General features: G+C 71.4%; 11 protein-coding genes. 2 read left to right on the plus strand and 9 right to left on the minus strand.

Going from position 1 to position 12,209, the window contains the following annotated elements:
- Positions 1-152 precede the first annotated feature (152 nt).
- Positions 153-2,261 (plus strand): protein kinase domain-containing protein, encoded by a 2,109-nt coding sequence (locus ABD140_RS24400; protein ID WP_344243283.1) that lies wholly within the window; start codon positions 153-155, stop codon positions 2,259-2,261.
- A 57-nt stretch (positions 2,262-2,318) separates the two neighbouring features.
- Here ABD140_RS24400 and ABD140_RS24405 read toward each other — a convergent pair whose 3' ends face one another.
- From ABD140_RS24405 to ABD140_RS24430, 6 genes are all read right to left on the minus strand, one after another.
- Positions 2,319-3,599: an amidohydrolase gene (locus ABD140_RS24405; RefSeq protein ID WP_344243284.1), complete on the minus strand. Its 1,281-nt coding sequence runs from the start codon at positions 3,597-3,599 to the stop codon at positions 2,319-2,321.
- Between the two features lie 55 nt (positions 3,600-3,654).
- A complete protein-coding gene (locus tag ABD140_RS24410; protein WP_344243285.1) occupies positions 3,655-4,821 on the minus strand; it encodes a glutamate--cysteine ligase in 1,167 nt (388 codons plus the stop codon).
- A 218-nt stretch (positions 4,822-5,039) separates the two neighbouring features.
- Positions 5,040-5,843 carry an ABC transporter ATP-binding protein gene (locus ABD140_RS24415; RefSeq protein ID WP_344243286.1) on the minus strand — a complete coding sequence of 268 codons (804 nt, stop codon included), beginning with the start codon at positions 5,841-5,843 and terminating at the stop codon, positions 5,040-5,042.
- Entirely contained in the window at positions 5,840-6,796 is a 957-nt protein-coding gene (locus ABD140_RS24420) for an efflux RND transporter periplasmic adaptor subunit (RefSeq protein ID WP_344243287.1), read from the minus strand. Before ABD140_RS24420 ends, ABD140_RS24415 begins: the two co-directional genes overlap by 4 nt.
- Before the next feature lie 9 nt (positions 6,797-6,805).
- Positions 6,806-8,044, minus strand: coding sequence for an ABC transporter permease (locus tag ABD140_RS24425; protein WP_344243288.1), 1,239 nt, complete (start codon positions 8,042-8,044; stop codon positions 6,806-6,808).
- Between the two features lie 156 nt (positions 8,045-8,200).
- A complete protein-coding gene (locus ABD140_RS24430) occupies positions 8,201-8,809 on the minus strand; it encodes a TetR/AcrR family transcriptional regulator (RefSeq protein ID WP_344243289.1) in 609 nt (202 codons plus the stop codon).
- A 91-nt stretch (positions 8,810-8,900) separates the two neighbouring features.
- Here ABD140_RS24430 and ABD140_RS24435 point away from each other — a divergent pair, with 91 nt between their 5' ends.
- On the plus strand, positions 8,901-9,734 hold the full coding sequence (locus tag ABD140_RS24435; protein WP_344243290.1) for an SDR family NAD(P)-dependent oxidoreductase: 834 nt from the start codon (positions 8,901-8,903) through the stop codon (positions 9,732-9,734).
- 55 nt (positions 9,735-9,789) lie between these two features.
- Here ABD140_RS24435 and ABD140_RS24440 read toward each other — a convergent pair whose 3' ends face one another.
- The 3 genes from ABD140_RS24440 to ABD140_RS24450 form a co-directional block, all read right to left on the minus strand.
- Positions 9,790-10,794: a hypothetical protein gene (locus ABD140_RS24440; protein WP_344243291.1), complete on the minus strand. Its 1,005-nt coding sequence runs from the start codon at positions 10,792-10,794 to the stop codon at positions 9,790-9,792.
- Positions 10,791-11,342: a PadR family transcriptional regulator gene (locus ABD140_RS24445; protein WP_344243292.1), complete on the minus strand. Its 552-nt coding sequence runs from the start codon at positions 11,340-11,342 to the stop codon at positions 10,791-10,793. The genes ABD140_RS24440 and ABD140_RS24445 overlap by 4 nt, the downstream gene beginning before the upstream one ends.
- Before the next feature lie 107 nt (positions 11,343-11,449).
- Complete coding sequence (locus tag ABD140_RS24450) at positions 11,450-12,139, minus strand: hypothetical protein (protein WP_344243293.1); 690 nt, start codon at positions 12,137-12,139, stop codon at positions 11,450-11,452.
- Positions 12,140-12,209: the final 70 nt, after the last annotated feature.

Below are 12,209 nucleotides of genomic sequence, written 5' to 3' on the forward strand. Positions count from 1 at the left end.
CGGGGGCGGGTGCAGCGGGTGTATATGCAGAAAGAAGAGGCTTCAGTTCCATAACGTCCGGTTCGGTCCTCTCACGCTCCCGTGGCTCGCTAGCATTACGCCGCGGCAGGTTACGCGCATCGTGTTCCCGCATCCCCCCGAGGTGACTCCCTATGCGACCCTTCGAACCCGGCGATCCCGGACTCGTCGGCGGGCTCTGGCTCAGCGGGCGGCTGGGGGAGGGTCCGCTCGGCGTGGTCTTCCTCGGGCAGCAGGCGGACGGGACCAAGGTCGCCGTCAAGCTGCTGCACGCCCACCTGACCGAGGATCCCGCGGTCTGGGAGGCCTACCAGCGGGCGATGGAGGCGGTGTGCGCCCTGGAGGTCCCGCACACCGCCCGCGCGCTGTCCACCGGCCTGGTCGGCGCACGGCCCTACCTGATGTCGGAGTACGTCGAGGGCATCCCCCTGCCCGACATCCCCGAGCCCTTCTCCGCCGCCGAGCTGGAGCGCCTCGCGGTGCGGACGGCCGCCGCGCTGGCCGGGCTGCACGCCGCCGGGATCCCGCACGGGGCGCTGCGCCCGTCCAACGTCATCATGAGCGCGCAGGGCGCCGTCCTCACCGACTTCGGGCTCGCCCCCGACCGGGAGGCCGCGCTCGCCGCCGACCCCGCGGACTGGGCGCGGCTCGTCCAGGCCGCCGCGGGCGAGCAGGAGCTGCCGCCCCGGCTGCGCACCCTCACCGAGGCGTGCCTGTCGGCGGTGCCGCCGTCCGCCGCCGAGCTGCGGCGCCAGCTCACCGCCCCCACCTCCGACCCGGGCGTGACCGTCGCCGAGCTCGCCGCGCCGCCCGCCGCCTTCGGCCGCCCCGCCGCCGAGCCCGCCGCGCCGCTCGCCGCACCGCCCGCCTCCGAGCCCGTCATGCCGCCTGCCGCGCCGCCCGCCGCGGGACCGGCGCCCGGCGCTCCCGAGACGTCCTGGGAGATCCCTCCCCCCGGCTCCTGGGAGCCCCTTCCCGCCGCGGACGCGTCTCCCGCGTCGTCCCCCGCGTCGTCCAACGGCGCGCTGGAGACCCCTCGTCTCCCCGCCGAGGCGGCGCCCGCGGCGCCCGGCACCTCGTGGGAGGTCCCGCCCGTGTCCTCCGGTGGGACCTGGGAGATTCCGCCCGCCGCCTCCGGTGCGGCCTGGGAGGTGCCCCCCGCCGAACCCCAGGGGCCTCGGCCTCAGGGGACGCAGGAACCTCAGGAGCCGCAGGCCGAGGGCGCGGCGGCCGGCCGGGAGGAGCCGCCCGCTCCCCAGATCGAGCTGATGGTCACCGCCTTCGACGCTCCGGTGGGCGTCCCGATGGGGGGCGACCCGGCGCACTCCGCCGCCCCCGCCGCCGACCAGACCATGCTCGACGCCGTCGCGAACCCCGCGGCGCAGGAGTGGGGCATGCAGACCCGGGTGGAGGCGCTCCCGATGCCCGGCGCCCCGGCCGAGCCGGTGCACGGTCAGGCGCCGCCGCCGGCCGGTCCGCCCGTCGGCCCGCCCGCTCCGGCGTTCGAGGCCTCCCCGCCGTGGGCGGGAGAGGCGGCGGGCGGCGGCGGGGCCAAGCGCCCGCTGCTGGTGGCCGCCGCCTCGGTGACCGTGGCCCTGCTGCTGGTCGGGATCTTCGCGATGACCCGGAGCGGCGGGGAGGGCGACCCGCAGCCCCTCGCCGTCAAGACGGGAGTGCCGCACACCAGCGAACCCTCCGCGACCCCGCCCCCGGCGGAGCCGTCGTCCACCCCCACCCCCTCGGCGCCGGTGAAGGCGCAGCAGAACGCCGGCTCGCCCACCCCGAAGCCGTCGAAGACCTCTCCTCCGCCGCCCTCCCCCACCAAGAAGCCGCGCAAGCCGCCGCAGAACCTGCTGGCCAACGGCAGTTTCGAGCAGGGGTTCGGCAGGTGGGAGCCCCGCGCGGCGTCCTTCCTGGGCGCCAAGGCCGCGCACTCGGGCAAGCGCGCGGTACTGCTGTCGGCGGGGCAGGGCTACGACGCGGCGGTCGAGTACGTGGTGAGCGGGCTCAAGCCGAACACCACCTACCAGGTCGTCGGCTGGGTGAGGTCCGACGTCGGCGCCACCTTCATCGGCGCCAAGGACTTCGGGCCGAACTCCAGCTACGTCAGCTCCGCCTCCAAGAAGTGGACGCGGCTGAGCGTGAACTTCAAGACCGGTGACGGCACCACCGCCCGCCTCTACTGCTGGCGCGAGGTGCCCGGCAACGGCGGCTGCGACGACATGGCCCTCTACCGGCGCTGACGGCCGACGCCCGGCTCCGCCTCCCGGGAGGGGGGACGGGAACCGGGCGTCCGGCCCTCAGGCGCGGGAGCCCTCCAGGTCGGTGGCCAGGCCCGCCTCGGGCAGCTCGCACAGGGCGGTCAGCACGGTGGCGGCGAGGATCTTGACGCCGACCGGGATGCAGGACTCGTCCACGTCGAAGTCGCCGCGGTGCAGGTCGTACTCGCGGCCGCCGGGGGTGCGCACGCCCAGGCGCCCATAGGCGCCGGGGATCGACTCCAGGTAGTAGCCGAAGTCGTCGCCGCCCAGGCTCTGCGGCGCGGTCACCACCCTGTCGGGCGCCAGCACGAGGTTCCCCGCGTCCTTGAACATCTGGACGCTGACCTGGTCGTTGACGGTCGGCGGCACGCCGCGGACGTACTCCAGGGAGGCCTCCACGTCGTAGGCGCCGGCGACGGAGTGCAGCAGCGCGCGCATCAGCTCGGGGGCGCGGTGCCATGCCTCGTCGTCCAGGCAGCGCACGGTGCCCTCGGCCAGGCCCTGGTCGGGGATGGCGTTGGCGACCGAGCCGGCGTTCATCCGGCCCCAGACCAGGCTGAGGCTGGAGCGGGGGTCCACCCGGCGGGAGAGCGCGGCGGGCAGCTCGGTGACGATCTTGGCCAGCGCGTAGACGAGGTCGGCGGTCAGGTGCGGCCGCGCGGTGTGCCCGCCGGGGCCGTTGACCTTGACGTACACCTTGTCGCAGGCCGCGGTGATCGGGCCGGTGCGCACGCCGAGCTGGCCCACCTCGAACTTGGGCTCGCAGTGCAGGCCGAAGATCCGGCTCACCCCGACCAGTCCGCCGGCCGCCAGGATGTCCAGCGCGCCGCCGGGGTTCTCCTCGGCGGGCTGGAACAGCAGCCGCACCCGGCCCGGCAGCAGGCCCAGGGCGGCCTGGCGGGCCAGGAACAGGCCGGCGCCCAGCACCACCGCGGTGTGCACGTCGTGCCCGCAGGCGTGGCTCAGGCCGGGGATCGTCGAGGCGTAGGCGACTTCCTTCTCGTCCGGCAGGGGCAGCGCGTCGATGTCCGCGCGCAGCGCCACCGTCGGCCCGTTCTCGGGCCCGATGTCGCAGATGACGCCGGTGCCCTTGGGCAGCACCCGCGGCTGGAGCCCGGCCTCCTTCAGCCGCTCCACCAGCCGCGCCGTGGTGCGGAACTCGGTGAAGCCGAGCTCCGGGTGCATGTGCAGATCACGGCGGAATGCGACCAGCTCCTCGTTGTGCCGGTCGAGGAAGGACGCCAGCTGCGTGCCCAGGTCCGGGTCCTCGTCCGCCGCCGGCTCCAGGGACGGCATCACCCCTGGATGTGTCTGCGTCATGTGCGCCCCCTCAGGCGTGCCACTTCTCGTCGTATCGGTCTGTTCGGGGGGCTCCTCAGGTCGTCCCTGCATGGACCACCTCCCGTGGACCGACGAATCTGTTCTCGGCGAACTCCATGATCGTCGCGGAGACGACGTCCTCCAGGCTGCCGCCCTCGGCACGGATCGCGCGCTGGCGCTCGTACGGAGCACCGTGTTCGAGGACCTCACCGATGACCTTCAGCTCTTCGGCGCACCCCAGGCGGTCTGCCACGGGTGCGAGCTCGGAGGCGAGTTCGTACAGCTCGTCACGGAGCGGCGCGGTACGTCCGGAGTCATCGGTGATGATGATGGCGTCGAGCCCGTATCGGGTCGCTCGCCATTTATTATCGCGGACAACCCACGTCGCCGGGCGCGGAAGCGCATATCCGCGATCGATTTGCTGCTCGAAAAGCGTGACGAGGGACTGACACAACGCAGTAACCATCCCGACCTCCCGCATTGTCGGGATCCCATCGAACATGCGCACTTCGACGGTCCCGAAGTCCGGGTGCGGGCGGATGTCCCACCAGACCTCCTTGATGGAACGGATCGTCCCGGCCCGCAGCAGGGTGTCCATGTAGCCCTCGAACTCCGCCCAGTCCTCCAGCGAGTGCGGCGGACCGGCGGTGGGCAGCGAGCCGAACACGATCGAGCGGCTGGAGGCCAGCCCCGTGTCGTGCCCCTTCCAGAACGGGCTGGAGGCGGTCAGCGCCAGAAAGTGCGGCAGGTACGCCGAAAGGGCGTTGATGATGGGTATCGCCTTGTCCACATGGGTGATCCCCACATGGACGTGCACGCCGAAGGTCTGGATCCGGCGGGCCAGCCACTGCATCTCCTCGATGAGTTCGGCGTACCGCTGGATCGGCGCCATCACCGCGTCCCGCCAGTCGCTGATCGGGTGGGTGCCGGTGCAGGCCAGCCGCATGCCGCGCAGCGCGGTCGCCTCGCGCAGCCGCGTCAGGGAGGCCGACAGGTCCGTGACGATCTCCGACACCGTGTGGCAGGGGTCGGTGACCACCTCGATGGTCGACTCCATCAACTCGTGCCGCAACTTGGTGAAATCACCCTCGCTGAGCGAGGGGAGGTCCGCGAGCACCCGGCCGGCGTCCTGGCGGAGCAGCCCGCTCCCCTCGTCGATGAGCTGGAGCTCCCACTCCACGCCCAGGGTCGCGCCGCGAGACGGGTTGAAACGAATGGTCACGGCAACCTCCGTAGACAATCCTTGCAGGTCGATGCGGAGCCCGTGGCGCAATCCGGTCAGTCCGCCCGCGATCCCGGACGAATCCGGAGCAGATTCCGACCGTCCCGCCCCGGCACCGTCGCCAGACTGTCTGCCCGATCTACGAGGTTTCTACTCGGTCACCGTCCGCAGCAGGACGGAGATCACTCGATTCCGCCTTCCCTGGTCTCACCTCCAGGCTAGCGGCCGCCGCCGTGGCGGAAATCGCGGTCTACTCCCGCGCGCGGCCCAAGTTCCCGCAAGGTACCTGTATATAAACGCTGGTCGAGCGGGATTATTTCCTGCTCCGTCCGCACCTGGTCGGCGTACAGGCGCCCGGCGTCCAGGGTGTAGAGCCGGTCGGCGCGGCGGGCGAGGTGGTGGTCGTGGGTGACCAGGATGAGCGCCCGGCCGTCCTCCCGCGCGGTGGCGAACAGCAGGTCCATCACCTGGGCGGCGGTCACCGGGTCCAGGGCTCCGGTGGGCTCGTCGGCGAGGATGAGGCGCGGGTCGCGGATCAGCGCGCGGGCGATGGCCACCCGCTGCTGCTCGCCGCCGGACAGCTCCGAGACCTTGGAGTGCAGGCGCTCGCCCAGGCCGACCCGGCGCAGCGCCTCGTCCGCCAGCCGGTACCGGCGCCGCAGCGACCGGCCCCCCTCGTACAGCAGCGGGACGGCGACCTGCTGGCGCGCGGAGCGGCCGGAGAGCAGGTTGAGCTGCTGGAACACGAAGCCGATCGTCTTGCCGCGCAGCCAGGCGCGCTCCCGTTCCGGGAGCGTCGTCGTCTCCCTGCCGAAGAGGGAGATCGTCCCCTCGTCCGGGCGCTCCAGCAGGCCCAGGGCGTTGAGCAGGGTGGACTTTCCCGCGCCCGACAGGCCGACGATCGCGATCGAGCCGCCGCCGGGGACGGTCAGGGAGATGTCGTCGAGGACGGTCAGCGGGTCCTTCCTGCCCCTGAGCTTGAAGCGCTTGGTGACCCCGGCCAGCTCCACGGCGGCCGTCACGGGCGCTCCCCCTTCTTCTCGGGGCCGGCGAAGGCGGCGTCCTCGGGGGCGAGGTCGAGGATCTTCTCCCCCACCTCCAGGCCCGACTTGATCTCGACCCTCTTCCCGTCGTTCAGGCCCAGCTCGACCTCGCGGCGGGTGCGCTCGCCGGACTCCCCGACGACCGTCACCCAGCCGGTGTCGGCCTGGCCGAGCACCGCCGCGAGCGGCACGACCGGGACGTCCTTCGCCCGGTCCGTGAGGACCGACATCTCGGCGGGCAGGCCGGGGAAGACCTTGCGGGAGTCGGGGATCCGGCAGACGACCTCGACCTTCGCCTCCTCGCCGCCGCCCGCGCCGTAGGAGATGAGCGGGCAGGAGAACGGCGCCGGACCGTGGTCGATCTTCAGCTTGATGCCGCGGGGCTTGTTGTAGAGGCGGTAGATGTCCTTGGTCTCGACCTCGGCCACCGCGCGGAACCGCTCCCGGTCCACCGAGAAGGCGGCCTCGCCGGGCGAGACCGGGGAGCCGACGTGTGCCTGGATCTCCTTGACCTTCCCCGCCGCCGGAGCCGCCAGGTACAGCGTGACGGGCCTGGGCTGCTCGGGCTTGGCGCCCTCCTTGGCGGGCGCCTTGGGCTCGGGGGTGTGCTCGAACGCCACGACGGCCTCGCCCTTGTTCACCCGCTGGCCCTTCTTGACCAGCACCTTGGTGACCGTCCCGGCCTTCTCCGGCCGGGCGGGCACCGCCGGGTCGGCGGCCACCGCGGCCTTGAGCACCAGCCGCGCGACGATCGTCCCCTGAGCCACCTTGATCGTCTTGGGGGCGAGGTCGGGCACCGGCACCTCCTCGGCGACCGGCTCGGGCGCGGCCGCGCCGTTGTTGGCCAGGTAGCCGGTCCCGAAGACCACCGCGCCGACCGCCAGCAGGATCGCCGCCTTGCCCGCGCGGTTGCCCGTGATTCCCAGTGCCATCAGATCTCCTTAAGCCCGGATCGCCCGGATGACGGACCGCTGCATGGCCCGCCAGGCGGGGAACAGTCCCGTGAAGACGCCCACGCAGACCGCCACGCCCAGCCCGAGCAGTGCCGCCTGCCAGGGGAAGGAGGTGTCGAAGCCCTCCCGCACCCCGAAGTACCGCGTGATCAGGAGGTCCAGCGCCTGCCCCTGCACGAGGTAGCCGGCGAGCACCCCGGCGAGGCCCGCTCCGAAGCAGACGATCAGCCCTTCGAGCAGCACGGTCAGGAAGAGGTCGGACCCGGTCGCGCCGAAGCAGCGGTGCACGCCGAACTCGCTGCGCCGCTGCCGCACCGCGAAGATGCCGAGCGCCACCACCGGCAGCGAGCCGAGCATCAGCATCGCGGCCGTGACGCCCAGCAGCAGCAGGCGGAGCTTGCCGCCGATCACCATGAAGTCGCCGAAGTTCTTCTCGACGTGGATCCGCTGGGCGCCCCACTTCGGCGCCTCCTTCTTCAGCCGCGCGATCGCCTCCGCGCTGTGCTCGGGCGCGATCCTCAGCTTGAAGGACGGCTGCTGGGCCGCGAGCCCCATCCGCAGCATCGACTCGAAGGGCAGGTAGATCCCCGAGGGCCCACCGAAGCCGGGCATCCCATCACTGTCCTCGATGACACCCACGATCCGGACTTTCTGCCAGATCTCACCGGCGGCGAACTCCACCCGGGCGCCGACGGCCTGCCGGGGGCTCAGCCCGATCATCCGCGCGAACGTCGCGGCGACCACGATCGACGGTTCCATCCGCATGTCGTCGGAGGCGCTGAACCAGCGCCCCGCCACCATCGGCATGTCCTGGATCTCCAGCAGCCGGTGGTCCGTCACGGTCAGCAGGAAGTCCGGCGGCCCGTTCCTCCCCTGCGAATCGAGGATCCGGCGGTCGGCCGTGCGGATCCGCGCCTCGCCGTACTGGATGTAGGGCGTGTGCACGATGTCGAACCGGTCCAGCGACCCCTTCATCGCCCGCAGCGCCTCCGCCGACACCCCGGCCGGGGTCATCTCCCGGAACTCGGGATACAGCATCATCGTCCCGGGCCGCCCCATCTGCTGCTCGAACAGGTCCCGCGCCACCTGCTGGGTCACCCCGCCCACCGCCGCGACCACCGTCACCGTCGCCACCAGGCAGGCCACACAGAACCCGGAGAGCAGAACCCGGACCTTCCCGACCCGGATCTCCGCGAGCGCGGAGAGGAACATCCCCCTGATCGGCACGACGCCTCCTCAGGCCGAAGTGCCAACGATCTTGCGCGTTCCCCCCGAGGACCGCAAGCAAAACCTTGTGTGTGGGAATTCACATTATTAAGTGAGAATTACCGGCAACCCGGCATCTGGAACGTTCCCACCTGCGTGTTCGCCCGGCGTTCCCTCTCAGCCGACGCCGTCGGCGCGCGGCTCGGTGAGCGTCCGGACGAGCCGCGCCACGAGCAGCCGTGTCTCGTCGAAGGTCGCCTCGGTCAGCGCCGGAGAGCCGACGACCGAGCGCATCACCCCCATCCCGAGCAGCAGCGCGCCGATGAGCTCGGCGCGCAGCGCCGCGTCCCCTCCCCCGAGCCGCTCGGCGAAATCCCGGAGGTAGCCGTCGCACAGCCGGTCGCGCAGCTGGTCGCGGACGGCGGGCCGGTGCGCGGAGCGGAGCATCACCAGCAGGGGATGCTCCCCGTCGAACTTCTCCCAGTCGCCGAAGACGACGTCGTAGAGCAGCTCGTCCGTGACCCGGGTCAACGGCCGGGGAGGCCCGTCGGTGAGCCCCTGCGGAATCTCGACGTGCACCGCCTCGGCGTACAGCTTCTCCTTGGAGCCGAAGTAGCGGAACACCAGCGCGGCATCCACCCCGGCGTCCGCCGCGATCTCCCGCACCCCGGTCCCGTCGAATCCCTGCCGGGAGAAGCGCAACCGCGCCGCTTCGAGCAGCGCGGCCCGCGTCGCCGCCCGATCACGCCGACGGGGGGACGGTGCGGACGGTGCGGCCTCGGTCATCCGGTCAGCATAAGTCATCAATCGTTGACTTCATCGGCCGCAGCTCCCCAGACTTCTGGTCATCGACCGATGACTTCCTTGGAGGACGACCATGCGCACCTACGTGATCACCGGCGGCACCGACGGCATCGGCAGAGGCCTGGGCCTGCGCTTCCTGGACCGGGGAGACCGGGTGATCGCGGTCTCCAGCGGCGAGGAGAAGGGCCGCGCCTTCCTCCGGGAGGCCGCCCGCCGAAACGCCGCGCCCCGGGCGGTGTTCGTGCGCGCCGACCTCAGCACCCTCACCGGCATGCGCGGGGCACTCCACGAGGTCTTCGCCGCCGCGGAGTCGGTGGACGGCCTGGTGTTCGGCGCCCAGCGCTTCCGCCCCCGCCGCGAGGAGACCGAAGACGGCTTCGAGTCCACCTTCGCCCTGGCCTACCTCAGCCGCCACGTCCTGGGCCACGGCCTGATGGACCTGCTGGAGAAGGCCGACTCCCCCGTCATCATGAACCTGGCCGGTCCCGGCGGCCTCCCCGGCACCGTCCACTGGAACGACCTGCAACTCCACCACCGCTACACCGGCCGGCGCGCCGCCATGCAGTCCTCCCGCTGCAACGACCTGCTGGGCGCCCACTTCCCCACCCGCCACCCCGAAGCCCGCATCCGCTACGTCCTCTACAACCCGGGCTTCGTCCGCACCGCCATGGCCGACCCGCTTCCCGCCCACTGGCGCGCCCTCACCAAAACCCTGGCCCTGCTGTTCGCCCAGCCTGTGAGCAAGGCCATCACCCCCATCGCGCACCTGATGGACCACCCGCCCGCCGAACCCGTCTCGGCCTTCAGACGCCGCACCCGCCTCCCCCTGGAGGGAAAGGCCTTCGACCCCGCCCGCGCCGAACGCCTGGACGCCCTGACGGCAGAACTCCTGGCGCCCGCCCTGTAGCACCCGCCGACGAGCGGCCCCGCCTTCCCGCCTCCGGCCAGGTCGATGACCGCCGTCAGAGAGCCGCTTTGGGTCGGGCGGAGCCGTGGACGGTGTCGCGGTAGAGGGCGAAGGCAGGCTTGGGGCGGTAGGTGTCGGTGACGAGGCCGAGGGTTCCGGTGGGTTCGGCGGCGGTGCTGTCGGCGTCCCGGAGGCTGAAGAGCTCGTAGTGGGTGATGTTCCGGGTCTCCTCAAGGGCGAGAATCGTGTCGATCATGTCGGACAGGGAGTCGCACTGCGCCTGCTCGGTGCGTGGGGCACCGCTCGGGGAGCCGTTCTCCACGATGTGGACGGGCGTGTCGAGCGGGATGTGGGCGAGCGGTAGTGAGTACTCCCGCAGGTGGTGCAGGGCGTGGGCGGTGAGGGAGGCTACGTCTCCCGGTGTGCCGCGCGGGGCGACCGGGGAGAAGGCGTCGGGATACAGGGCCAGGCCGACGTAGTCGATGTGGTCGGCGAAGTCCTGCGCCGGTATACCGGACAGGTGCTGCCAGAAGGCGTCGTCGCCGCCCAGCCATTCCGGTGGTTCGGCGACGGAGAAGCCGACCCGCACGTCGTGCAGGCCCCTTCTGTCCAGTGCGGCGCGTGCGTACGGGATGCCGAGGGCCAGGGCCTGGAGGACGCCGGGGGCGCTTCCGTCGATGAGCGGGATCGGGAAGTTGGGCTCCAGGGTCACCTGGAGATAGCGCGTCAGATGGCCGTAGCGGTCGATGACGGCGTCGAGGAAGGCCAGCCATCCGGGGACGTCGGCTTCCCGGGGGATGTAACTCACCACGAGGTCCAGTTCACGCCCGCCTTCGACGTACCACGCGTCGGGCATCGTGAGGCGTGCGAGATCCTGCTCCGCGCCGAGCGAGGCGACGACGTCCGGGGGCGTCGCGTCGCCGAAGAAGTGAACGTACTCGCGGATGACGAACGCGCGGCCGCCCGCGAGCTCGTCGACGAGGCCACCGATCGCCGCGGGATCCTGCGGGAGCGAGCAGACGGTCCCCGCGCGCCCGCCCGGATAGATGCCGAACTTCATGCCCCATCCTCCTTTTCCTCGCCGCCCTGCACGCCCGTCCAGTCGATGTCGTGCGACCGGATCCGCGAGACCAGCTCCCTGACCCAGGTGTTCTCGGCGCTGACGATGGTGCGCCAGTAGGCCGCTTCGAGCATGTGCACCTCCGCCACGCCCTCGGGCCGCTCCTCCAGCACCGCCAGTTCCTGTTCGAGCCGCTCGGCACGCGCCTCCAGGAGCGACGCCGCATGGTCGGCGGAAAGCACTCCCGCATAGGCGACGGCCATGACGAAGTCCACGGAGGCCGTCCGCCCCTCGCCCAACCCCGCCTCGACCTTCCGCCGGAAATCGACCATCCCCGCATCGGTCAGCTCGTAGACCGTCCGCGGCGGCCTCTTCCCCACCCGCTCAGGCTGCTGCGAAGCGACCACCCCGGCCCTCTCCAGCGATTTCAGCAGCGACGTGACCGTGCTGCGCGTGGCCGACAGATCCCCGTACCGCTCCCGCAGAAGCGACGCGAGCCCGTAGGCATGCGACGGCCGCTCGACCAGAAGCCCGAGCAGCGGCAGCACCAGACTGTTCCGTGAAGCATCCAAAGGCACCTCCCCAACGTATAGACGTATACGTCTAATTGCAAGCCGTGGCGAGGGCGAGCCGATGCCCGTCGGCCGCGAGATGGTCAGTCCAGGAGGCGGGAGAGGGTGGAAGCGATCTCAGGGGACAAGACACCGGTGGGAGGGCTTTGGTCTGCTTCGCAGGGCTTTCGAGCGATGTACAGGTGGGTGCTTCGGCCGGTGACGTCGGTCAGGTGGAGGGTGTCCACGGCGGTGCTTTTACGGCCGCGACCATCGCAGGGCAGAGAGAATCCCTTGGGTTTCATCGTGTTCACGGCGGCCCGAAGGGATTCCAGGCCGGCGCGGGTGGCCTTGTGCGCGCGCAGGATCAACCGGCCGCTGCCGACGGCGGTGTAACGGCAGGCGTTGACGACTGCCAGAGGCGATGGCAGCCGGGCTTCGTCCGGATAGAAGGGGCTGCCTCCTCGGACGATCTCCGGAGCGGGATGGAAGGGTAGTACTCCTACCCGGCCGGCCACGCTCGGAAGGCAGGCTGCGGGTTCGATCCGGGACGGGTCGGACGAGGTGTGCTCGGCGCGCCACAGGCGGGCGAACTTGAGGGTGAGGCGCGAACCTCCCCTACGGATCGCATCGTGCGTGCCCACCTCGTCACGATTGCACTCGAACGACATGACGCTGCGTTTCCCGTCCGGGTAGTGCAGCACCAGGTTGACGGGCGGACATCCCATCGCGGTGGATGCGCCCCCATCCTGCGCCCGGGGAAGAGTGAACATCTCCTGCTGCAGCTCCTTCACGCCCCGCGTGATCCGCAGCGGTTCCAACCAGGAGGACTCATCAAAGCCCACCCCCCGGCAGAGCAGCGCG

The organism is Actinocorallia libanotica (genome assembly GCF_039525175.1).
GTDB classification, from domain to species: domain Bacteria; phylum Actinomycetota; class Actinomycetes; order Streptosporangiales; family Streptosporangiaceae; genus Actinocorallia; species Actinocorallia libanotica.